18 protein-coding genes are annotated in these 22,466 nt (G+C 62.0%); 9 read left to right on the top strand and 9 right to left on the bottom strand.

Annotated features, from left to right (window positions below; all coding sequences use genetic code 11):
- Positions 1-62: 62 nt before the first annotated feature.
- Positions 63-1,355, bottom strand: coding sequence for an NADH:flavin oxidoreductase/NADH oxidase family protein (locus DF200_RS00090; protein ID WP_109136276.1), 1,293 nt, complete (start codon positions 1,353-1,355; stop codon positions 63-65).
- Between the two features lie 309 nt (positions 1,356-1,664).
- On the opposite strand from DF200_RS00090, the gene DF200_RS00085 reads away from it, so the two are divergent.
- The gene (locus DF200_RS00085; RefSeq protein WP_109136275.1) at positions 1,665-2,531 is read left to right on the top strand and encodes a LysR family transcriptional regulator; all 867 of its coding nucleotides are present in this window, start codon (positions 1,665-1,667) and stop codon (positions 2,529-2,531) included.
- Between the two features lie 39 nt (positions 2,532-2,570).
- Here DF200_RS00085 and DF200_RS00080 read toward each other — a convergent pair whose 3' ends face one another.
- Positions 2,571-3,995 (bottom strand): MFS transporter, encoded by a 1,425-nt coding sequence (locus DF200_RS00080; protein WP_109136274.1) that lies wholly within the window; start codon positions 3,993-3,995, stop codon positions 2,571-2,573.
- Between the two features lie 140 nt (positions 3,996-4,135).
- Between DF200_RS00080 and DF200_RS00075 the strand changes: the two genes are divergently transcribed.
- Positions 4,136-5,059 carry a LysR family transcriptional regulator gene (locus tag DF200_RS00075; protein ID WP_109136273.1) on the top strand — a complete coding sequence of 308 codons (924 nt, stop codon included), beginning with the start codon at positions 4,136-4,138 and terminating at the stop codon, positions 5,057-5,059.
- An 89-nt stretch (positions 5,060-5,148) separates the two neighbouring features.
- Here DF200_RS00075 and DF200_RS11200 read toward each other — a convergent pair whose 3' ends face one another.
- Positions 5,149-5,556, bottom strand: coding sequence for a DapH/DapD/GlmU-related protein (locus DF200_RS11200; protein WP_206603394.1), 408 nt, complete (start codon positions 5,554-5,556; stop codon positions 5,149-5,151).
- A 331-nt stretch (positions 5,557-5,887) separates the two neighbouring features.
- Complete coding sequence (locus DF200_RS00065; RefSeq protein ID WP_109136271.1) at positions 5,888-6,721, bottom strand: aldo/keto reductase; 834 nt, start codon at positions 6,719-6,721, stop codon at positions 5,888-5,890.
- A 152-nt stretch (positions 6,722-6,873) separates the two neighbouring features.
- On the opposite strand from DF200_RS00065, the gene DF200_RS00060 reads away from it, so the two are divergent.
- On the top strand, positions 6,874-7,302 hold the full coding sequence (locus DF200_RS00060) for a MerR family transcriptional regulator (protein ID WP_109136270.1): 429 nt from the start codon (positions 6,874-6,876) through the stop codon (positions 7,300-7,302).
- A 200-nt stretch (positions 7,303-7,502) separates the two neighbouring features.
- Here the strand turns inward: DF200_RS00060 and uvrC are convergent, their stop codons facing one another.
- The gene (gene uvrC / locus DF200_RS00055) at positions 7,503-9,839 is read right to left on the bottom strand and encodes an excinuclease ABC subunit UvrC (RefSeq protein ID WP_109136269.1); all 2,337 of its coding nucleotides are present in this window, start codon (positions 9,837-9,839) and stop codon (positions 7,503-7,505) included.
- A 15-nt stretch (positions 9,840-9,854) separates the two neighbouring features.
- Positions 9,855-12,776, bottom strand: a complete 2,922-nt coding sequence (uvrA, locus tag DF200_RS00050; RefSeq protein WP_109136459.1) for an excinuclease ABC subunit UvrA — start codon at positions 12,774-12,776, stop codon at positions 9,855-9,857.
- A gap of 303 nt (positions 12,777-13,079) precedes the next feature.
- On the opposite strand from uvrA, the gene DF200_RS00045 reads away from it, so the two are divergent.
- Together DF200_RS00045 and DF200_RS00040 are read left to right on the top strand one after the other, a co-directional pair.
- Positions 13,080-15,485: a carbon starvation CstA family protein gene (locus tag DF200_RS00045; protein ID WP_109136268.1), complete on the top strand. Its 2,406-nt coding sequence runs from the start codon at positions 13,080-13,082 to the stop codon at positions 15,483-15,485.
- A 107-nt stretch (positions 15,486-15,592) separates the two neighbouring features.
- Positions 15,593-15,790 carry a YbdD/YjiX family protein gene (locus DF200_RS00040; protein WP_109136267.1) on the top strand — a complete coding sequence of 66 codons (198 nt, stop codon included), beginning with the start codon at positions 15,593-15,595 and terminating at the stop codon, positions 15,788-15,790.
- Here the strand turns inward: DF200_RS00040 and DF200_RS00035 are convergent, their stop codons facing one another.
- On the bottom strand, positions 15,791-16,087 hold the full coding sequence (locus DF200_RS00035; RefSeq protein WP_241520048.1) for an acylphosphatase: 297 nt from the start codon (positions 16,085-16,087) through the stop codon (positions 15,791-15,793).
- Between the two features lie 49 nt (positions 16,088-16,136).
- Positions 16,137-16,505 carry a metallopeptidase family protein gene (locus DF200_RS00030; RefSeq protein WP_109136458.1) on the bottom strand — a complete coding sequence of 123 codons (369 nt, stop codon included), beginning with the start codon at positions 16,503-16,505 and terminating at the stop codon, positions 16,137-16,139.
- A gap of 219 nt (positions 16,506-16,724) precedes the next feature.
- On the opposite strand from DF200_RS00030, the gene DF200_RS00025 reads away from it, so the two are divergent.
- Together DF200_RS00025 and DF200_RS00020 are read left to right on the top strand one after the other, a co-directional pair.
- The gene (locus DF200_RS00025) at positions 16,725-18,215 is read left to right on the top strand and encodes an MATE family efflux transporter (RefSeq protein WP_109136265.1); all 1,491 of its coding nucleotides are present in this window, start codon (positions 16,725-16,727) and stop codon (positions 18,213-18,215) included.
- Positions 18,212-18,700: a KdsC family phosphatase gene (locus DF200_RS00020; RefSeq protein WP_206603393.1), complete on the top strand. Its 489-nt coding sequence runs from the start codon at positions 18,212-18,214 to the stop codon at positions 18,698-18,700. The genes DF200_RS00025 and DF200_RS00020 overlap by 4 nt, the downstream gene beginning before the upstream one ends.
- 45 nt (positions 18,701-18,745) lie before the next feature.
- Here DF200_RS00020 and DF200_RS00015 read toward each other — a convergent pair whose 3' ends face one another.
- Complete coding sequence (locus DF200_RS00015; RefSeq protein ID WP_109136263.1) at positions 18,746-19,069, bottom strand: hypothetical protein; 324 nt, start codon at positions 19,067-19,069, stop codon at positions 18,746-18,748.
- A gap of 178 nt (positions 19,070-19,247) precedes the next feature.
- On the opposite strand from DF200_RS00015, the gene DF200_RS00010 reads away from it, so the two are divergent.
- Both DF200_RS00010 and DF200_RS00005 read left to right on the top strand, forming a co-directional pair.
- Positions 19,248-20,849 (top strand): ABC-F family ATP-binding cassette domain-containing protein, encoded by a 1,602-nt coding sequence (locus tag DF200_RS00010; RefSeq protein ID WP_109136262.1) that lies wholly within the window; start codon positions 19,248-19,250, stop codon positions 20,847-20,849.
- 151 nt (positions 20,850-21,000) lie between these two features.
- The gene (locus tag DF200_RS00005) at positions 21,001-22,038 is read left to right on the top strand and encodes a cation diffusion facilitator family transporter (protein WP_109136457.1); all 1,038 of its coding nucleotides are present in this window, start codon (positions 21,001-21,003) and stop codon (positions 22,036-22,038) included.
- Positions 22,039-22,466 lie beyond the last annotated feature (428 nt).

Raw genomic sequence — 22,466 nt, 5'->3', positions numbered from 1 at the left:
ACGCCGGACGAGAGGCTCTTGCCTTGGATACCGTCTGCCGCATGCAACCCGGTTTTCGCGATTCACTGATGGCCTTTGCGCCGGCGCGGGGCCAGAGCACCCATGCCGTGCTGTTTCAGTACGAACAGCAGCGCGCGCATGCCGCCGATGCGCGGGTCAGGCTCCTTGCCGCGCCCGATACGATTCATCTGCAGTTCGAACCAGCTGATGACCAGCACGCCGCCGAACGCCTTGTCAAGCGCCTTGATTCCGGTCGTCACCCAAGGCAGTCGCACCGGCGCGCGCCAGTTGCCGTACATGATGAGGTTGGGCAGGTTCGGGCGCACCACAAGTGGCCGCGCGATACCGATCATCTGCGTGATGCCGCTCTCCAAAGCGGTCTCCATATCGGAGGCGCTGCGGAATCCGCCGGTCAGAGCGATTGGGGTATCAACCATACCCTTGATACGCTGGGCAAAAGCGGTGAAGTACACACCTCTCCGCTCATCTTCCTTGGCTCCGGTAGTGGTTTGAATCACGGGCTTTTCCAGAGTGCCGCCGGAGATGTCGATGAGGTCCACGCCCATGTCGGCCAGCCGCTGAATCACCCAGATAGATTCCTCTTCGTCGAACCCGCCGGGCACCCCGTCAGGCGCGTTGACTTTCGCCGCGATGGGCACATCACTGGAGTTGATCTTCACCGCGACCGGGAACTTCGGGCCCACCGCCTCGCGCACTGCGGCAACCACTTCGAACAGGAATCGCGCTCGGTTTTCCAGACTGCCGCCGTATTCGTCCGTGCGACGATTGTCGAGCGGGGACAGGAACTGGTTGATGAGGTAGCCGTGCGCCGCATGAATCTCCACGCCCGTAAATCCGGCCTTCTTGGCGATGCCGGACGTGGCGGCAAAGCGGCGGACGATGTCGTGAATCTGCGCCACGGTCAGCTCGCGCGGCGGGGCGAAGAACCGCGCGTAGTCGCCGTCCAACGCGCCGGCGCTGGGCGCGTACGGATGCGGGTTGATGGTGGCCGGCGACTGACGCCCGGGGTGATTGATCTGCATCCAGCAGTGCGCGCCGTTGCAGGTGCCGGCCTTGGCCCAGCGGCGCAACATGTTGAGGTCACGCTCGTCCTCGATGGCCACGTTGCCCGGCTCGCCCAGCTGTGTGCGGTCGACCATCACGTTGCCGGTGACCAGCACGCCGGCCCCGCCCATCGCCCAGCGATGGTATAGCTTCACGTGTTCCTCGGTGGGCGCGCAATCCCGGCCGGCGAGCGCCTCGTTCATGGCCGATTTGTAGAATCGATTCTTCACTGTCACCCCACAGGGCAGGGTCAATGGTTTGGCTACGTTCAATGCGCTCGTTGCCGGCATAACGTTCTCCTTATGTTCAGATGTCTAAATGTTTAAGTGTTTCGACATTTAGATATTATCATATGGTGGGACAATCGGCTCACAGAGAATGTCGGCCTCCACAAACAGTGTGAGGCCATCCCGCAGCCAAGCGAACATGGCGATAGACAAAACACTGGAATATCAAGCATTTCTTCATTGTGCGATTGTGCGACAATGCGCGGATGGCTCACACTTTTCTTATTGAGAACCATTCGCTGCGACACCCAAGCCCCTCCCCGCAGGCATAATGGCACTAAGAGCACATGCCCACATCAAAGGAGACCAAGGATGGAACTGCGAGTCCTGCGATATTTTCTGGCGGTTGCCGAGGAAGGCAATATCACGTGGGCCGCGCAGTTGCTGCGCATTTCCCAGCCGACACTCTCCCGCCAGCTCAAGCAACTGGAAGAGGAGCTGGGCGTCACGCTGTTCGAACGTGGCAGTCATACCATCACGCTCACCGAAGAGGGCAGGCTACTGCGCGAGCGTGCGCAGACCATCGTTTCGCTGGCGGACAAAACCGAATTCGAATTGAAGCAGTCCGGCAATGACCTCAGCGGCGAAATCGCCGTGGGATGCGGCGAAGTGCGCGGTATGACGCTGTTGTCCCAACGCATGGCAGCATTCCGCGAGATACATCCTGGCGTACGATTCCGGGTGATCAGCACCACATCGGATATTATTCAGGAGCAAATCGAGCAAGGTCTCATGGACTTTGGCTTACTCACCGATCCGGTGGACGTCAGCCAATACGAGTTTCTACGCACCGGCATCACGGAACACTGGATGGCCATGGTCCCGCACAACCATCCGTTGGCGGAACGCGAATCGTTGACCCCACAGGACCTCAAAGACGTTCCGCTACTCTTCCCGGTGTGCACACCCGTACATAATCTGCTGCTGAACTGGTTTGGACAGTACGCCGACCAAGCGAGAGCAAACATCGCTGGATATTGTTCGCTGACCAACAACGCCATCGTCATGATGACCAACGGACTGGGCATTTTCCTAGGGCTAGATCTGGGCATGTGCTACCCCGGCGTTCGAGCCATACCACTCTCCCCCGCCCTGCAAACCGGCTCGGTCATCGTCTGGAAGAAGCAGGCCTCAACCTCGCCTGCTGCCGCAGAATTCGCCCGATTCCTGCTGAGCTGAGATCACGACCGCCGAAATCTTGCGATCGCCAAGGAGAAGTCAGCGCTCAGCCCAGCGCAGTCGGGCGTAGGCGAATGCGGCGATGAGCAGCACGGCGGCCGCGATAAACACAGCGCGCAGGGAGCCGTCAAGCGAGGGAGTGAAGGTGGCGACCACACCGAATACGGCCACGCCGATCGCACCGCCGACCTGGCGGAACGTGTTGAACACCGCGCTGGCGATGCCCGCCTGCCGTTGCTCCACGCTCACCAGCACCAATCCGGACAGTGCCGGCGTGACCAGTGCGCCGCCAAGGCCGACGACGCTCAGGGCGACGGCAATCACCCATGCGGGCATCGGAGCCGGCACCAGCACCGCGGCAAGGAAGCCGACGGCCATGGCGATCAGTCCGATGGATACGGTGAACCGGGTGCCCATCGAGTTGATGACCTGCCCGCTGAACACGTTGGTGACCACCATGACCACCGCGGAGGGAATGAACACCAGCCCGGCGGCGAACGGGCTCATGCCTTGTTCGCTTTGCAGGAACAGGGTGGAGATGAAGACCATGCCAAACCAGTTGAAAATCATGATAAAGCCCACAATCAGCGAGATGTGCATGCCATCGTTGCACAACAGGTTCAGCGGTACCATCGGATGCCTGACCCTGGCCTGCACAACCACGAACAGCACGAGGGCGGCGACGCCGACGGCCAGCAGCGCAAGCGTCACCGGCGAGGAGATGCTCAAGGAACCGATCTCGATGACGCCGGCCACCAGCGAGGCAAGACCGATCAGCGCGAGTGCCTGGCCGAGCCAATCGAACGAGATGGCACGGGTGGGCGATGGTGCGACCTTCGGCGCGAGGGCGAGCACGATCAGGCAGAACGGCACATTGACCGCGAAGATCAGACTCCAGTGAATCGGTGTGAGCAGGCCGCCGAACAGCGGGCCGAACGCGGATGCCGAAGCCGAGCCGGCACCCCACAGGCCGAGTGCGAACGCACGGCGGCGCGGGTCGGGATTAGCCTCATTTATCAAGGCCATCGACGCCGGCAGAATCAGGGCTGCGGCCACGCCCATCAGGCAACGGCCGACGATGAGCACCAGCATGGTCCACGCGAAGGTGCTCAACAGGGATGCCGCGCCGAACAGTGCCGTGCCGAAGAAGAACATGCGCTTGGCTCCGAACTTGTCGGACAGGCTGCCGGCAAGCAGCAGCAGCGAGGCGAACAGCAGCGTGTACCCGTCGATCATCCACTGCTGCAACGCCATGTCGCCGCCGAGGTCGGCGGTGATGGTCGGCAGGGCCACGTTGACGATCATGGTGTCCATACCGGTCAGGAAGAACGCCAGTGAGGTGGCGAACGTGGTCAGTCCGGCGCTGTAGCGGGCCGAGCGACGCGACGCGCGACGGGTTTCATGTTCGGGACTTTCGTCTTCGCATACGAGGCCGAGGGTGGCGGATTCGTTGATTGATGTCATACTCACCTATATCCCATTGGTTTATATGTTTCCGTTTGGTTATTGCAGTAGCTATGGTATTCTTCAAGACATCAGTAAAACAGCGGTTTATAAATGCTTATGGTTTACATCATATAAACCTTTGGTTTATGGAGGTCGCAATGTACGACAGAAGACTGGACGCGGTGATCGCCGCCGCACAGACCGGCAGCTTCGCCAAGGCCGGCCATCGCCTTCATATTTCCACGCCGGCGGTGGCCAAACAGGTCAATACGTTCGAAAAGGAATACGGCCTGACGTTGTTCGACCGATCACGCACTGGCGTGCAACTCACCAAAGCCGGCCGGGAGTTCGTCGAGGACGCGCAGATGATCGTGCGCCAATGCGAGGAGATTCTGCGCCGTGCGCAACGGAGCGGCACTGACGGCATCGCCACCGTTCGCCTTGGCGTTTCCATCCTGCGCCCCGGCCGCCGCATCCTCGACCTTTGGCAGCGCGATGCCGGCAAGCACACCGACATCCGCCTGGAACTGGTGTCGATGCCTGACGACTCCGAAGCCATCAACGACATCATCATCCATCTCGGCAAGGACGTCGATCTGATCTCCACGGCTTTCGACACCGGCTATTGGGACGACACCTGCAACACCCTCGCCCTCGATTCCGAGCCGCTGTGCGTGGCCGTGCCACGCAACCACGCGCTGGCGAGACGCGCACGACTCACATTGAAAGACCTCGAAGGCACGCGCATCCGCATCCTCAAACGCCATCGCGGCGCCAACGACACGTCCCGGGACCTGTTGGAACACTACCCCGCCATCGACCTGATCGACATCGACCACTACGACCTCGACACGTTCAACGACTGCGCCGAATCCGGCGACCTGCTCGTCTCCAAACCGATGTGGGCCGGCATTCACCCGCAACTTGTCAACGTGGCCGTGGACTGGCCCGAACCCGTCATCATGCACTACGGACTGCTCTATCCACTCGATGCCTCCCCGGTGATTCGCGCGTTCATCTCCCGTATCACCGAATTATCCGGCCTCACAGACAGCACCTCATGCCAAGCTGACGGGATGTAAGGCCACGACCCAAACCCATATGAACCGGTCCGCACGAAGACGAGGGTTCGGACCGGTTCACCGCCTATGCGACCTATACGCCGATAGCGTTATTCCCACTGTTGCAGCGCATCCAGCGTGACGATGTTGCCGGCTATTGGTTTGCCGTGATCGTAATGGACATCGTCCGGCGTTATCTCACGGGCGACCTTCGCCGGGCTCCTCATGGCGATGACGTTCGCCGGAACATCCTTCGTGACGATGGAGCCCGCGCCGATAATCGCATTGTCCCCGATATGCACCCCGGGCAGAATGATGACGTGGGACGCGATCCACACGTTGCGGCCGATATGCACGGGCTTGTTGCAGCCATAGCCCTCCGCCCGAAGCTTCGGCGACACCGGGTGCGACTCGGCGACGATCGTCACGTTGGGCGCGATCATCGTCCCGTCGCCGATAGTGATTTGCACGTCATCCACCAACGTGCAGTTGAAGTTGATATAGACGTTGCTGCCCAAATGGACGTGACGCCCACCCCACATCGCGTGATACGGCGCTTGGATATACGCGCCGTCGCCAACCTGCGCAATATCTCCTGTTTTGCAGCTTCGGCTTCCGGAGAATAGCCGAGCCGGTTGTACTCCTCCATCCGCTGGAGATAATCGCGGTAATGCGGGTCCTGCTCAGTGAATTCCATCACCTTATACAGCTTCCCCGAATTCATGACCTCCTCGTACGCCGTCATCGCCATGGTGTCTTGCTCACCGCTCTTTCATCCAATACGTATCGCCTTCTTCGGCACTTGTAGACATTGTACGGATTCTTGGCATTACGCTGTGCATCGTCCAGTTACCAAGTCATTGCGGTCTCCACCATTTCCGGCTGCTCCGGATTTCCGATCATCGGCGCACGGGCATCAAGCCGTTGCAGAGCATCCTGTTCCTCTTCGGAAAGGGAGAAGTCGAAAACATCGGCGTTCTCCGCGATCCGACGCTCATGAACGCTTTTGGGAATCACCGCCACACCCTGCTGAATGAGGAACCGCAGCAGAATCTGCGCAGGGGTTTTGCCATATCGCCGCGCCAGAGCCATCACTTCCGGACAGGAGAACATTTCTTTCCGCCGTCCTTGTCCCAGCGGAGCATACGCCATATGCCGCATCCGATATTTCTCCATCCACCGACGTTCGCTACGCCGTTGACACAACAGGTGGGTCTCGATCTGATTGACCACCGGCGCGATCTCATGGAAATGGATGAGGTCGACCAGACGATCGGGCTCGAAATTCGATACGCCGATCGCCCTGATGAGTCCCCGCGCATACAACTGCTCCAGTTCTTTCCAAGCGGCATAGTAGTTTCCGAACGGCCAGTGCAACAGGACAAGGTCCAGATAATCCGTTCTCAGGTCGCTCAGTGATTGTTCCACGGATGCGCGGGCATGGTCATAGGAATGGAAATCGACCTTGGTGACCAGAAACAAATCGGATCGAGATATTCCGCTGCGTGCGATCGTATTGCCGATTGCGGCCTCGTTGCCGTACGCCTCGGCGGTATCAATCATGCGGTAACCATTTCGGAGCGCTGCTGAAACGCTGTGCTCGCATTCGTTCCCGTTCATCAGGAATGTTCCGAAACCCAGCATGGGCATGGTGACGCCATTATTCAGTGTGATGTAATCCATGTATTCGTGCCTTTCGTGAGTGCGACGATCCGTTGTGTCCGCCGCTTGAACGGCTTTCCTGGCCGTATTACAATCACCGTAACCAGTTCGAGTAGCCCGAAGTCAAATGCAGCAACGATGATTTTCGGAATCATGCTCAGAGAGGCACGCTTATGGTCTATACACTGCGGCAGTTCGCCGAGATGTTCCACACAACAGGCCATACCATCCGCTATTACACCGACATCGGCCTGCTGCCTTGTGAACGGGATGCCGGTAATCGTCGGGTCTTCAACGAGGAATCCGTGAATTGGATGCAGGGCATCCTCTGTCTGAAAGGCTGCGGAGCTTCAATTGAAGGCATCAAGGAATACGCTGATTTATGCCGGCTTCCGGAATCCGAAGACACCCTTCGAGCACGCTATCGCATCATTCTGCAACAACGCGAGCAAGCGTATCGCAAAGTCGAGGAGGCCAAGGCGACCGCAGCCTATATGGATGACAAAGTACGGCATTATGAGGCAATATTGTCCGGCAGAATCCCGGATGACACCAATCCCGAACATTGGAACGCAGACGCACGGCCAGAACGTCATGCGTAGGCCTTTCGTCGGATTCCCATCCGCAAGACATCACCGTCCGGATGACGATGCATACATCACCGCGGCATAGGTTGCCGGTGTGTTACGTAATGCGCAGTCGCCTTCGCATCCAATGAGTGGAACGGCCCACATCGTATGGGCGCGGGCAGAGGCTCCACGCCCATACATGAAGAACATCCTGTAAGAGACCCGGTAGAAAGTCAGCGCCGACCGTCATCGGCATGCAGGGCGGTGACGATGGCGTCGGCCTTCTTGCGTCCGATGCCGGGAACCTCCATCAGCTCCTCCATGCTTGCCGCCCTCATGGCCTTGACCGAACCGAAATGCCGCAGCAGTTTCTTCTGATGGCTTAATCCGATGCCGGGTATTGAATCCAACGCCGAACGCAGGCCGCCTTTGCTTCGTGCCTCACGATGGTAGGTGATCGCGAACCGGTGCGATTCGTCGCGGACACGCTGCAGCAGGTACATGCCCTCGGACTGCCGCTTGAGGATGATGGGATAGTCGTCGTCCGGCACCCAGACCTCTTCCAAACGCTTCGCCAGACCGCACAGCGCCACATCGTCCACGCCGCAATCCACCAACGCCTTGGCCGCAGCCGCGACCTGTGGTTGGCCGCCATCGACCACGATGAGGTTCGGCTTGTAGGCGAAATGCCGATGGCTGGTGTTCTGCTGCACGATCTGCGAGGCATCGGCACCCATCGGCATCGCCTTTCCGCCGGCATCGCACTCCCCGCCATCTTGTGCGGAGGCCTTGGCGATCCGCTGCTCGTTGTCGATGCTCTCACCCGAATCACCGGCGATATTGCCATGACGGAACCGACGCGTCAACGTCTCATACAGGGCCGTGGTGTCGTCAACCGCCCCCTTGCCATCCTTGCCGCGAATGGCGAACCGGCGGTATTCCGACTTCTTGGCGACGCCGTCCTCGAACACCACCATGGACGCCACCTGATAGATGCCGCCGACGGTGTTGGAGATGTCATAGCATTCGATGCGCAACGGGGCCTGTCTGAGACCGAGCGCCCTCGCCACGTCGTTCATGGCCTCGGTACGCATGCCGACGTCCTTGATGCGGTTCATCTTGCTGCGCTGGAGCGATTGCCGGGCGTTCGCCATGGCGCGGTCCATGAGGTCCTTCCTCTCTCCACGGGAGACCGCGCGGATGCTGACCGCGGACCCGCGTAGCCCGCCCAGCCAATGTTCAAGCTCGTCTCGGCGGGCGGGTTCCACGGGAACGATCACCTCCCTCGGCACCGGCGCTATGGGGGCGAGAAGATCCTCCCTGCCCGTGCGCTCCCGTCTGGCGTTGCGGGACCGGGTGGCCTGGGCGCGCGCAATGGAGTCCGTGGCGGTCACGTTCTGCGTCGAGCCGATGGCGCTCCTTCGCTCGGAGACGGTGACGGCGGCACCGTCATGACCGATGTCCGTCGAGGCCGCGGACCCGCCGCCGGTGACGTCCGAGTACACCTGGGTGATGAGATCGGCCATGAGTTCGCCGTCGCCGATGTCCTCCACCCGCTCCACGCTCCAGCTTTTCTCTCCACGAATCGTCCCCGCACGCACGAAGAACGCGTGCACGCTCGCCTCAAGCTCATCCGAGACGAAGCCGAACACGTCGGCGTCGACGTCGGTTCCGAACACGACGGCGTTCTGCTGCATCACGGTGCCCAGCATGGCGATCTGGTCTCGGATGCGCGCGGCCTTCTCGAATTCCAGTTCGGCGCTCGCGGCCTTCATGTCGTCGGTGAGACGGGCGATGTACGTTTTGCCGAGACGACCGGTCATCACGCCGACGAGCCGCTCGCACATCGTGCGGTGTTCGTCGGCGTCGATCCTGCCCACGCAGGGCGCCGAGCATTTGCCTATCGACGCGAGCAGACAGGGACGGCCGGTCAGCTGCGCCTTGTGGAACGCACTGTCGGTGCATGTCCGAACGGGGAAGCTCTTCAACAGCTTGTCGAGTGATTGGCGTACGTCCCATACCTTTGCATATGGCCCGAAATAACGGGTGCCGCGATGCTTTCGGCTGCGCGTTATCCATACGCGCGGATACTCGTCGCCTATGGACAGCGCCAGATACGGATAGGTCTTGTCATCACGGAACACCACGTTGAATCGTGGATCGAACTCCTTGATCCACGTGTATTCCAGGGTCAGCGCCTCCAGCTCGGTGCCCACGACCGTCCATTCGAGGCTGCGGGCCGTGAGCACCATGGTCTGCGTGCGCGGATGCATCTGATACAGCGGCTGGAAGTAGTTCACAAGACGGTTGCGCAGGTTCTTCGCCTTGCCGACGTAGATGACCCTCCCCTCGCCGTCACGCCATTTGTAGACGCCCGGCTCGGCGGGTATGTCCCCTGTCTTCGGCCGGAACAGGTCACGGGAGTCACCGAGAAGGGGCGCGCCGTTGGCGTTCACCCCGGGCCCGTTCCCCGTCGCCCGTCCGTCCGCGGCCGGGGAGTCGTGCGACTGTCCGCGTCGTACCGCGTCCGCCGTCCTCTGCCACACTTCGGGCGAGTGCCGTTCCAGCATTCCTGACGCCATGGCCTACCCCAGCATGGGCTTGAGGAAACGCCCGGTCCACGATTCGGCGCATTCGGCGACCTGTTCGGGAGTGCCCTCGGCCACGATGGCGCCGCCGCCGTCCCCGCCCTCCGGGCCGAGGTCGATGATCCAGTCGGCGGACTTGACCACATCGAGGTTGTGCTCGATCACGATGACCGTGTTGCCCTTGTCGACGAGTCCCTGCAGTACGTCAAGCAGTTTGCGCACATCCTCGAAATGCAGTCCGGTGGTGGGCTCGTCGAGGATGTACACGGTCTTGCCGTCGGAGCGTTTCTGCAGCTCGGTGGCGAGCTTCACACGCTGGGATTCTCCGCCGGACAGCGTCGGGGCGGGTTGTCCGAGGCGTATGTAGCCGAGTCCGACGTCCACCAGCGTGTTCAGGTACCGCGCGATGGAGGGATACGCCTTGAAGAAGTCCGCCGCCTCCTCGATGGGCATGTCGAGCACGTCCGCGACGGTCTTGCCGTTGTACTTCACCTCCAGCGTCTCCCGGTTGTACCGCCGTCCGTGGCAGACCTCGCAGTCCACGTACACGTCGGGCAGGAAGTTCATCTCGATCTTCAGCGTGCCGTCGCCGTGGCACGCCTCGCAACGTCCGCCCTTCACGTTGAACGAGAACCGTCCCGGACCGTATCCGCGCACCTGGGCCTCCGGGGTCTTGGCGAACAGCTGCCGGATCTTGTCCCATACGCCGGTATAGGTGGCGGGGTTGGACCGCGGCGTGCGTCCTATGGGGTTCTGGTCCACGTGGATGACCTTGCGCAGCTGATCCACGCCCTCCACGCGCGTGTGCTTGCCCGGTACGATGCGTGCACCGTTGAGCTTGTCGGCGAGCACCGGGTAGAGGATGGTGTTCACCAGTGTGGATTTGCCCGAGCCGGATACCCCGGTCACGCAGGTGAACACTCCGAGGGGGAAGTCGACCCTGATGTTCTTGAGGTTGTTCTCGCGTGCGCCGACCACGGTGAGCGTTCTCGTCTTCCTCGCCTTGCGACGACGGCCGGGAACCTCGATGGCGCGGCGTCCGGCGATGTAGTCGCCGGTGATGGACCGCCGTGCGTCGACAAGATGGCCAGCCGGACCGGAGTAGACGACCTCTCCCCCGTGTTCGCCGGCGCCGGGGCCGATGTCCACCAGCCAGTCCGCCTCCTCGATGGTCTCCTGGTCGTGTTCGACCACGATGAGCGTGTTGCCGAGGTCGCGCAGATGGTGCAGCGTCTCGATGAGCCGTTCGTTGTCCCGCTGATGCAGTCCGATGGACGGCTCGTCGAGCACGTACATGACGCCTACCAGCCCGGAGCCAATCTGGGTGGCGAGCCTGATGCGCTGCGCCTCGCCTCCGGAGAGCGTGGCCGCGGCCCGTGACAGCGTCAGATAGTCGAGCCCCACGTCGTTGAGGAATCCCAGGCGGGCTCGGATCTCTTTGAGCACCTCGCCGGCGATCATGGCCGCGGAGCCGGTGAGCCTCAGCCCGTTCACCCACGCCAGGGCCCTGCGCACCGGCATGTCGCATACGTCGAAGATGGACAGGCCGTCGACGGTCACGGCCAGCACCTCGGGCTTGAGCCTTCTGCCGCCGCATTCCTGGCAGGGCACTTCGCGCATGTACGACTCGTAATACTGCTTCATCGAGTCGGAGTCGGTCTCCTCGTGCCGGCGCATGAGGGTCCTCACCACGCCTTCGAATCCGGTGGAGTATTCGCGGAGGCGTCCCCAGCGGTTTCGGTAGGACACCCTCACCTTGAAGTCGTGACCGTACATGATGGCCCGACGGACATCCTTCGGCAGGTCCTTCCACGGGGTGTCCATGGAGAACCCCATCTCGTCGGCGAGGCCTTCGAGCACGTGCCCGTAGTACTGCGACGTCGTCTTCGTGTTCGACCATGGTTCGATGACGCCCTCGGCGAGGGACTTGCCGGGATCGGAGATCACGAGTTCGGGGTCGATCTCCAATTTGAACCCCAGTCCGGTGCACACCGGGCATGCGCCGTACGGCGCGTTGAACGAGAACGTGCGGGGCTCGATCTCATCAAGCTCCAGCTGATGGCCGTTCGGACAGCTCCGCTTCTCGGAGAACGGCTGTCGGCGGGCCGGGTCCTTCTCGTCGACATCCACGAAGTCGGCGACCACCACGCCGTTGGCGAGCTTCAACGCCGTCTCGACCGAGTCGGTGAGCCTCTGTCTCATGCCGTCCTTGACGACCAGACGGTCGACGACCACCTCGATGGTGTGCTTCTTCTGCTTGACGAGCCTGACGTCGTCGGACAGCTGCGTCATCCTGCCGTCGATGAGCGCACGGGCGTACCCGTCGGACCGCAGCACTTCGAGCATCTCGACGAACTCGCCCTTGCGTCCCCTCACCACGGGCGCGAGGATCTGGAACCGTGTACGCTCCGGCCGCGCCATCAGCGCGTCCACGATCTGCTGCGGCGTCTGCGCGGTGACCAGTTCGCCGCATTGCGGGCAATGGGGCACGCCGGTCCTTGCGAACAGCAGCCGCAGGTAGTCGTACACCTCGGTGATGGTGCCGACGGTCGAACGCGGGTTGCGGTTCGTGGTCTTCTGGTCGATGGAGACCGCGGGGCTCAGTCCCTCGATGAAGTCGACGTCGGGCTTGTCCATCTGCCCGAGGAACTGCCTCGCGTAGGCGGACAGCGACTCCACATACCGGCGCTGCCCCTCGGCGAACAGCGTGTCGAACGCCATCGACGACTTGCCGGAACCCGAAAGGCCGGTGAACACCACCATCCGGTTGCGAGGAAACGCCAGATCGACGTTCTTGAGGTTGTGTTCCCTGGCGCCCTGTATCACGATCTTGCGGTCGTTCGGCACCGAGGACAGGTCGGCCACCAGCGAACCGTCCCGTTCCCCGCCGCCGTGCAGCCACGTCACGGAACCGCCCATGCCATCGCCGACCGCGCCGGCATCCTTCAGACCTTCGCCGTTCACGGCATCGTTCCTATCCGACAATGCTCCCCTGCCTTGCTATGATTCCTCACCACGGTTTGCCGCATCCCACAATACCGCATGACGACACATTATTCGAACAGCTGTTCGACGATGGCGTAGCCGGATCGATTCCGGCATCGAAGCCGCCGGGAATCATGTAGATTAATTCATGGAAAACACCCTTGACATCGGTTTTTTCTTCAAACTATCCTTACAAATCAGAAACGCAGAGTCGCGTTTCCGTAAGGAGAAGGGGCCATGTCTACAACAGTGGCTGAACACAAGGAGATTCCCTCCTACACCAAGGACGAGGAATCCCGAATCATCAGGAACAAGCAGGGCGTCCCCGTAGGAGTGGAGCCCGATTACAAATGGACGCCGAAGAAGGTGATCATCTGGGCCGCCATCACCGCCCTCGGCGTGCTCGGATGGACGATGCTGGCCATCGTCCGCGGGGAGCAGGTCAACACAATCTGGTTCGTCGTGGCCGCGGTGTGCACGTACGCCATCGCATACCGCTTCTACGCCCTGTACATCCAGCAGAAGATCATGAAGCCTGACGACCGCAACGCCACACCGGCCGAGCGCATCAACAACGGCAAGGACTTCGACCCCACGAACCGCGTGGTGCTCTACGGGCATCACTTCGCCGCCATCGCCGGCGCCGGACCGCTCGTGGGACCGATTCTGGCGGCGCAGATGGGCTACCTGCCCGGCACCATATGGATCATCGTGGGCGTGTGTCTGGCCGGCGCCGTGCAGGACATGCTCGTCCTGTTCTTCTCGATGCGCCGCGGCGGCCGCTCCCTCGGCCAGATGGCCAAGGACGAGATCGGCCGTATCGGAGGCTCCGTCGCCACGATCATCGTGTTCGTCATGCTGATGATCGTGCTCGCCGTGCTCGCCATGATCTGCGTCAACGCGCTCGCCGCCTCCCCGTGGGGCGTGTTCTCCGTGGGCTGCACCATCCCGATCGCCATCTGCATGGGCCTGTGGCTGCGCTACGTCCAGCCGGGCAAGATCACCGAGGTCTCCATCGTCGGATTCGCCGTGCTGATCTTCGTCATCATCGCCGGCCGCTGGGTGTCCGAGTCCTCGTTCGGCCAACAGTACCTGCACCTGTCCCCCACCGCGTTGGTGTGGTGCATGGTCATCTATGGATTCTTCGCGGCGATCCTGCCGGTCTGGCTGCTGCTCACGCCTCGTGACTACCTCTCCACGTTCATGAAGGTCGGCACCATCTGCATCCTCGCGCTCGGCATCGTCATCGTCCGCCCGATCGTCGAGATGCCCGCCGTCACCGCCTTCGCCACCAACACGGACGGCCCGGTGTTCGCAGGGGCCATCTTCCCGTTCCTGTTCATCACCATCGCCTGCGGAGCGCTTTCCGGCATGCACGCCATGGTCTCCTCCGGAACCACGCCGAAGATGATCCAGAAGGAGGGCCAGGCGAGGATGATCGGCTACGCCGGCATGCTCATGGAGTCGTTCGTGGCCGTCATGGCCATCGTGGCCGCGATCTCCCTCAACCAGGGCATCTACTTCGGCATGAACACCTCCGAGGCCACCAGCGAGAAGCTCGCCGGCCCCGCCGTCGTGCAGGTCGCCAAGGACAAGGAGGACATCATGGCCGCGGCCGTGAAGAACCTCGGCGTCACCGACGTGCATGGCGACAAGATCCACGCCGAATGGGATTCCTGGGACGCCCAGGGCAACGACAAGGTCTACACCGACGCCGACGCGTACCGCCAGCTCGCCAAGGACGTCGGCGAGCCCTCGGTCGTATCCCGCACCGGCGGCGCACCGACGCTGGCCGTCGGCATGGCTCACATCCTGCACCAGATAGGCGGCGGCCGCACGATGATGGGCTTCTGGTACCACTTCGCCATCATGTTCGAGGCCCTGTTCATCCTTTCCGCGGTCGATGCGGTGACCCGAGTCGCGCGCTTCCAGCTTTCCGACGCCCTGGGTAACATCTGGCCCAAGTTCAAGGACCCGTCGTGGCGCATCGGCGCATGGCTCTGCACGGCCGTCGTGGTCGCCGCATGGGGTTCGCTGCTCCTGATGGGCGTCACCGATCCGCGAGGCGGCATCCAGACGCTGTATCCGTTGTTCGGCATAGCCAACCAGCTGATAGCCGCGGTGGCGTTGCTCGTGGTCACCGTCATGGTGGTGCGCAAGGGCTTCGTCCGGTACGTGTGGATTCCGCTGATTCCGCTTGTGTTCGACACGGCCGTGACCTTCGTGGCGTCGTGGCAGAAGATCTTCTCCACCGATTCCGCGGTCGGCTACTGGCAGCAGTGGCGTGACGCCAACGCGAAGCTCGCCACGCTCACCGATCCGGCTCAGATCGAGATCGAGAAGGCCATCGTGCGCAACACGTTCATCCAGGGCACGCTGTCGGCCGTGTTCCTCGTCACCGTGGCGTTCGTCATGGTGTGCGGCGTCATTCGAATCGTACAGACGATCCGCACCAAGGACACCGCCACCAGCGAGGACCCGTTCGTCGAGTCCAACTTCTTCGCGCCGGTGACGATGATCCCGTCCAGGCTGGACCGCAAGCTCGTCAAGGAGTACGCAATCGTAGGCGATCCTGAGCTCATCCCCGGTCTCAGCCGCGAACAGCGCGACGAATTGGAGGGAAAGGCCGTGCGGACGGCGTGACAAACGCCTGACGCAGGACCGTTGACATGGCATTATGGCCGCCGGACGGCATGGTTCCGATCCGGCGGCCATAATGGGTTTTCAGAACAGCTTCAGGAGATGCAGACATGAACATGGCAGCCATCCGCACGACTTGGCGCGAGTTTCGCGCATTCTGGCGCGACCTCACCGGGGAGAACGCCTATGACCGGTATGTGGAACGGCATCGTCGCAACCATCCCGGCCACGCGCCCATGAGCGAGCGCGAGTTCTGGCGTGCGCGCGACGATTTCAACGAGACGCACCAGTCGACCGGATGCTGCTGATCATTCCCGGTCGCGCCTGACGGTGAAGGACCGTTCTCCGGAGACGACGGGGATATGGTCGACCGCGACATGCTCGACCATGCTCCAACGGGGGCCGACGTGCAGCCGGGCGACGAACCGGCCGACGTCGGGGCCCGTTCCCTGCGCCTCGGTCTCCACCGTCCCGTCCATTCTGTTGCGCACCCAGCCGGTCATGCCGAGGCGTTTCGCCTCGGTGACCGTGAAATAGCGGAATCCGACCCCCTGCACCGTGCCGGAGATGCTGGCACGCACGCGTATCTGCTGTGTTTCCGTCACATACGCCTGTCTATCCCCGGTCTCGGACAACGGCGTCCGGCGCGATCGGTCAGTAGCCGTGCGCGTGCAGGTAGTCGTCATCGAAGCCGAAATAATGGCCGATTTCATGCATCACCGTCTTGCGAATCTGCATGACCAGTTCCTCGTGGGTGTCGCAGACACGTTCGTGGGGTCCTTTGAAGATGGTGATGACGTCGGGCATCACTCCCCCGTATTCGTTCGTGCGCTGCGGCAGCGGTATTCCCTCGTACAGGCCAAGGAGCTCGCCGCATTCGTCGTCCATGCCGGCCAGCTCGCGTTCGTTCGGCTCGTCGTCCATGGCGATGCCGATGTTGTCGAGCACGCGATGGAACCGTGGGGGAACCGAGGATAGCGCCTCCTCGATGGCCGTCTCGAAATCCTCGTCGCTGATGCGCATCATCGTCCCCTCCGTCCTCGTCGATGGATATCGACTTCCAACTGTTCTATGAACCGACGACTTTTCATGCGGCCGAATGTCCACCCATATGCGGTTTACTACAGGGGAAGAGATACAGGCAACCGCGCAGCGACAGAGCACAGCGATGCAGGCGCCGGAACGTATGGGCAGGACGTGTGGCCCGTTGTCGAAGAAGAAGCGCAGGAGACAATACCCATAATGGACAACGAACTTTTCGAAAAGGCGCCGATTCCCAAAGCGTATTTCAGCCTCGCCATGCCGGTGGTGATGAGCATGCTCGTCACGCTGGTGTACAACATGGTCGACACCTATTTCATCGCCCATACCGGCAATGCGAACATGGTGGCCGGCGTCTCCCTTTCCGCTCCCGTGTTCATGGTGATGATCGCCATCGGCGACATCTTCGGCCTCGGCGGAAGCTCGGTAATCTCCCGTCTGTTCGGACAGCACCGGTATGCGGACGGCAAGCGGCTCAGCGTGTTCTGCTTCTATGGATCCCTGCTGGTCGGCGCCGTGATCCTCGTGTCCGGGCTCGTGTTCCGGGCCCCCATACTCTCCCTGCTCGGCGCCAACGCCGGCACATGGGAGCACGCCTCGGCCTACTACACATGGATCATCATCGGCTCGCCACTGATTATCGTCTCCATGACGCCGGTCAACCAGCTGCGCACCGAGGGCCATGCCGTACCGTCCATGATCGGGCAGATCCTCGGCACCGTGGTCAACATCATCCTCAACCCGCTGTTCATTCACGTGTTCGGCTGGGGCGCCGCCGGCTCGGCTTTCGCGACCGTCCTGGCGAACGTGTTCACCGACGCCTACTTCGTGTGGTTCCTGCTGCGACGCAGCGGCAACCTGTCCATCGACCCGCGTCTCATGCTCCGGCGTCCCTCCGACGCCTCGGCGAATCCGGCGGCCAAACACTATGGCAAGGCGTTCGTGGAACGTCCCGTTCCCGTGCGGCGCCGGCGGCTGGACATCACCGCGCTGGAGATCAAGGACATCCTTGCCATCGGCATCCCCGCGGCCATCACCAACCTCACGCAGAGCTTCGGCGTCATCATGGTGAATCTGTATCTCCTCCGATACGGCAACGCCCCGGTGGCGGCGATGGGCATCGCGCTGAAGGTGGTGCTCATCGCGGTCTCCGTGTTCGTCGGGTTCGCGTTCGGCGCACAGGCGCTCATCGGGTACAACTACGGGGCACGCAACATGAGGCGTCTTGCCGGCATACTACGGTTCTCATACATTTTCCTGAGCTGCTTCGCCATTGCGATGACCGTGCTGCTCAGCGTCTTCGACCGTGAGCTCATGGGCTTCTTCATCAGCGATCCCCACATCATCGACCTCGGTGCCGGGATGCTGCGTGTGCAGCTGCTCAGCCTCGTCTGCGTCGGAATCGTCATGGTCACCACCTGCACGTTCCAGTCGACGGGCAAGGCGATGGGCGCGTTCATCCTCTCGATCAGCCGTCAGGGTGTGGTGCTGGTCGCCGTGCTGGCGGTCGCGTCCCGCGTCGGCGGCTATCAGGGCGTCATCGCCTCGCAGGCGATCGCCGACCTGATCACGGCGATCATGGCGGGTGTGCTGTTCGCCGTCATGCTCCCGGAGCTGAGGAACGGCCCGCACGGGAGGAAGGAGAACGCCACCGGGAGGCCGGACGGCGAAGGCAGGGCGGTGGAATCATGATGATTCGACTTCTGGTCATGGATGTCGACGGCACGCTGACCGATGGGCGCATCCTCATCGGACCGGACGGCGAGGCGTTGAAGGCGTTCGACGCGAAGGACGGCTACGGCATCAAGCATCTGCTGCCCGATTCCGGCATCGAACCGATGATTATCACCGGCCGCCGGTCCCGCATCCTCGAACGCCGCGCCCGGGAGCTGGGCATCACGGCGTTGCATCAGGGCGTGCACGACAAGCTGCCGTTGCTGAACCGTCTGCTGCGCGAACGCGGACTCGCCCCGGATGAGACTGCCTATATCGGCGACGACCTCAACGATCTGGAGGCGATGCGCGCCGTCGGCGTCGCCGGATGCCCGGCCGACGCCGTACGGGGAGTCATCGACATAGCCGACCATGTCTGCATCCATGAGGGCGGCCGCGGCGCCGTACGCGAGTTCATCGAATACCTCATCGCACGCAACGACGGCTTGCAGTGCGCAAAGTGACCGGAAGCCGACGTCATGACGCGTCAGACGTCATGACGACCCCCATCAGACGAACAGCCCGATCATCTGCGTCACCAGCAGGATGAGCAGGGCGCATGCGACGACGAACCATACGCCCCCGACGACGGCGACCCCGATGCCGACCGCCTTGCTCCATACGGGAACGGGCTGGCGACGGTGCAGACGCCATGCCCTCCATGCGAGCAATGCCGCGCCTTCGACGGCGAGCAGGAAGGCGACACCGAGTCCGATGCCAGCGCCCACGGCCAATGCGGCGGCGGCACCCAGCGCCACCAGTCCTATGGTCATCACGGCGAGCATGGCGATATACAGGATGATGAGCAGTATGAACAGTCCGGCGATGATCATCGCACCCCTTCCCCTCCAACATTCGTTGCGACGTCTCCATTATCCCTCAGGCCGGGATCCGGAGGCGTCGCGACGGTCGGGGATTGCGTCATCCATCGCTTTGGCACACCGTTCGGTATCATGGTCGGTTGGACTTTACGCAGGAACGTGATTCGACACATGAATCGGCAGGTGAACCATGGCAATTGACGCTCAGGGGCTTGAAATCCGCATCGGCGCTCGCACGCTGCTCAACCCCACGGACTTCCACGTGGCGAAGGGCGACCGCATCGGTCTCGTCGGCCGCAACGGCGCCGGCAAGACCACGCTCACCCGCGTCATCACCGGGACCATGCTGCCCTCCGCCGGCAAGGTGCGTGTCAGCGGCAAGCTCGGATACCTGCCCCAGGACACGCATACCGGTGACCAGGAGCAGACCGCGTTGGACCGCATCATGAGCGCCCGCGACATCAACACCATCCTCACCCGCATCCGCAAGGCGGAGAAGGATATGACGAACCCCGATCCCGACATCATGGAAAAGGCCATGAAGCGCTACGACAAGGCGCAGCAGGACTTCGAGAACGCGGGCGGCTACGCCGTGCAGTCCGAAGCCATCGTCATGGCCGAAAGCCTCGGCCTTGACCAGGAGGTGCTCAAGCGTGAGCTCGGCACCCTTTCCGGCGGTCAGCGCCGCCGCATCGAGCTGGCGCGCATCCTGTTCTCCGACGCCGACACCATGATCCTCGACGAGCCCACCAACCATCTTGACGCCGACTCCATCGAATGGCTGCGCGGATATCTCAAGAAGTTCCAAGGGGGCTTCCTCGTCATCTCCCACTCCACCGAACTGCTCGACGAGGTCGTCAACAAGGTATGGCATCTTGATGCGCAGCTCGGGCAGATCGACATGTACTCCCTCGGCTGGAAGGCCTATCTGCACCAGCGCGCCGTTGACGAGGAACGCCGCCGCCGCGAACGCGAGGTCGCTGAGAAGAAGGCGGAACGGCTCATGAAGCAGGGCATCCGCCTGCACGCGAAGGCCACGAAGGCCGTCGCCGCCCAGAACATGATGCGCCGCGCCGAGAAGCTTCTTGAGAACACGTCCGAGGCACAGAAGAAGGAGAAGGTCGCGGACATCCGATTCCCCGAGCCCGCACCCTGCGGCCGCACGCCCATCATGGCCAAGGACATCTCCAAGGCATTCGGATCCAACATCGTATTCGCGGGCGTCAACCTCGCCATCGACAAAGGCTCCCGCGTCGTCATCCTCGGCTACAACGGAGCCGGCAAGACCACCACGCTGCGGCTGCTCGCCGGCATCGACAAGCCCGACACCGGCGAGGTCGTCTTCGGTCACGGCGCCAAGATCGGCTACTTCGCACAGGAGCACGACACCCTCGACAACGACGCCACCGTCCTTGAGAACCTCACCCACGTCGCCCCCGACCTCAACGACACCCAGGCACGCAGCATCCTCGGCTCGTTCCTCTTCTCCGGCGACGATGCGCTCAAACCCACTCATGTGCTTTCCGGCGGCGAGAAGACGCGGCTCGCGCTCGCCACGCTCGTCACCTCCCGCGCCAATGTGCTCCTGCTCGACGAGCCCACCAACAACCTCGACCCCGCCTCCCGAGAGGAGATCCTCAAGGCTATCGCCAAATACGAGGGCGCCATCGTGCTCGTCACCCACGACGAGGGCGCCGTCAAGGCGCTGAACCCCGAACGCGTGCTGCTCATGCCCGACGGGGACGAGGATCTGTGGAGCGACGACTATCTCGACCTCGTAGCCGAGGAGTGATGGAACGTCTGCGGCGTTAGGGCACCCCGGCGCATCATCCTTCGTCTCCGCTTTCCGACACGGTCCGTTCCCATGGTCCCGCATCGGCCTATAGTGTGTTTCGGCTACGGAACCGATGAACGACCGATGGATGAGGGAGAGTGAGCCGCTGATGAGCGAGTCAGCCAGTGGAACAGCGAACGATTCGATAACGCCGAAGAAAGTGGTCGCCGCCCGGGAGCCCGAGCATAAGGGCGCCGCGGTCAAGGCGGCATTGGCGGCGAACATCGGGGTGGCGGTCTGCAAGGTGGCGGCCGCCGTCTTCACCGGATCCTCCGCCATGCTGTCGGAAAGCGTGCATTCCGCGGCCGACTGCTCGAATGAGATCGTGCTCATCATCGGTGAGAAGGCATCCCACCATAAGACCGACGGCGATCATCCGTTCGGCCTCTACCGTGCGAAATACCTTGCCTCGTTCGTCGTCGCCACCCTGCTGTTCTTCGTCGGCGGCTTCTACTCCACGTCCGAGGCCGTCAGGAAGATGCAGCTCGTACTTTCCAACCCGGCCGCGCACACCGCCAACCGCTTCGAGCTGTCCGTCGCGTTGGCCGTCTGCGTGGTCAGCGCCTGCTTCGAGGGCATGGGATTGCACAAAAGCGTTCTTGAGGCTCGCGAGCGCATGGACCGCATCGGTATAAAGCGCATCGGATTCCTGCGTTTCTGGCGGCGCACCAAGTCCGCCGAGCTCGCGTCGGTCATCATGGAGGATACGCTCGCCCTCATCGGCCTGGCGTTCGCCGGAACCGGCATCGGCATCGGCATCATCACCGGCGACGAACTGTGGGATGCGGTCGGTGGCCTCATGGTCGGCCTGTTGCTCATGGTCGGCTCCGTGCTTCTGGCCACCAAGTCCGGCTCGTTGCTGCTCGGCGAGACCGTCGACGCCGAGACCCGCACCAAGATCGTCGAAGCCGTCACCTCCACGCCGGGAGTGGATCGCCTGCTCAACATGCAGACAATCCATATGTCGGAGGACGACATCCTGCTATGTGTCAAGGTGCAGACCTCGAAGCTCGACCGCGACTATGACGTGCAAACGGTCGATAAGATCGAGAACGCCGTGCGTACCGCCCTGCCTTGGTATCGTTTCGAAATCTATGTGGAGCCCGACATCTACCGTCCCGACCACGACGGGAACGCCATCGCGTAACAATGAAACGAGGCCCCGGAGCCGTGTTGCAAGCCCCGGGGCCTCATCGATGTTTGGTGTCTTCCATAGCCACCTCTTCAATTGTCGGGCGGGCGAACCGTCGTCCGCTTTCACTTCGGGCTGTCTTTCTCTTTCCCTGTCATCTTCTCCACGCCATCCGTCACGATGCGGTCATCGTTTCCACGACCTCGGTCCGTCGCGACTCTTCGTACCGCATCTTGCCATGGCGGCGTATCTTCTTGTGAAGATTGGGTTCGATGAATCAAACACTGCATCATGTTCGGTTTTCTAGGTCGAACATCTCCAACCTTCATTTTCATTATATCATACACACACAAAGAAATCTGCAATCGACGTGACTCATGTTTTTTGAGCGCGTAATGGTTAGTGGTGCCTCATCGGAAATGAGCGCGAACGGTACCGGTCCT

The organism is Bifidobacterium catulorum, from assembly GCF_003129925.1.
GTDB lineage: Bacteria > Actinomycetota > Actinomycetes > Actinomycetales > Bifidobacteriaceae > Galliscardovia > Galliscardovia catulorum.
The sequence above is the reverse complement of the archived record's forward strand: the minus strand, read 5'-3'. Positions and strand labels throughout refer to the sequence as shown.

What these genes read in the sequence shown, in the direction of transcription:
- DF200_RS00065 (WP_109136271.1), bottom strand. Translation starts at nt 6,721, where the DNA reads ATGGATTACATCACACTGAATAATGGCGTCACCATGCCCATGCTGGGT.
- DF200_RS00025 (WP_109136265.1), top strand. Translation starts at nt 16,725, where the DNA reads ATGGACAACGAACTTTTCGAAAAGGCGCCGATTCCCAAAGCGTATTTC.
- DF200_RS00085 (WP_109136275.1), top strand. Translation starts at nt 1,665, where the DNA reads ATGGAACTGCGAGTCCTGCGATATTTTCTGGCGGTTGCCGAGGAAGGC.
- DF200_RS00090 (WP_109136276.1), bottom strand. Translation starts at nt 1,355, where the DNA reads ATGCCGGCAACGAGCGCATTGAACGTAGCCAAACCATTGACCCTGCCC.
- DF200_RS00075 (WP_109136273.1), top strand. Translation starts at nt 4,136, where the DNA reads ATGTACGACAGAAGACTGGACGCGGTGATCGCCGCCGCACAGACCGGC.
- DF200_RS00030 (WP_109136458.1), bottom strand. Translation starts at nt 16,505, where the DNA reads ATGCGCATCAGCGACGAGGATTTCGAGACGGCCATCGAGGAGGCGCTA.
- DF200_RS00010 (WP_109136262.1), top strand. Translation starts at nt 19,248, where the DNA reads ATGGCAATTGACGCTCAGGGGCTTGAAATCCGCATCGGCGCTCGCACG.
- DF200_RS00060 (WP_109136270.1), top strand. Translation starts at nt 6,874, where the DNA reads ATGGTCTATACACTGCGGCAGTTCGCCGAGATGTTCCACACAACAGGC.
- DF200_RS00040 (WP_109136267.1), top strand. Translation starts at nt 15,593, where the DNA reads ATGAACATGGCAGCCATCCGCACGACTTGGCGCGAGTTTCGCGCATTC.
- DF200_RS00080 (WP_109136274.1), bottom strand. Translation starts at nt 3,995, where the DNA reads ATGACATCAATCAACGAATCCGCCACCCTCGGCCTCGTATGCGAAGAC.
- DF200_RS00020 (WP_206603393.1), top strand. Translation starts at nt 18,212, where the DNA reads ATGATGATTCGACTTCTGGTCATGGATGTCGACGGCACGCTGACCGAT.
- uvrC (WP_109136269.1), bottom strand. Translation starts at nt 9,839, where the DNA reads ATGCTGGAACGGCACTCGCCCGAAGTGTGGCAGAGGACGGCGGACGCG.
- DF200_RS00045 (WP_109136268.1), top strand. Translation starts at nt 13,080, where the DNA reads ATGTCTACAACAGTGGCTGAACACAAGGAGATTCCCTCCTACACCAAG.
- DF200_RS00015 (WP_109136263.1), bottom strand. Translation starts at nt 19,069, where the DNA reads ATGATCATCGCCGGACTGTTCATACTGCTCATCATCCTGTATATCGCC.
- DF200_RS00005 (WP_109136457.1), top strand. Translation starts at nt 21,001, where the DNA reads ATGAGCGAGTCAGCCAGTGGAACAGCGAACGATTCGATAACGCCGAAG.
- uvrA (WP_109136459.1), bottom strand. Translation starts at nt 12,776, where the DNA reads ATGGGCGGTTCCGTGACGTGGCTGCACGGCGGCGGGGAACGGGACGGT.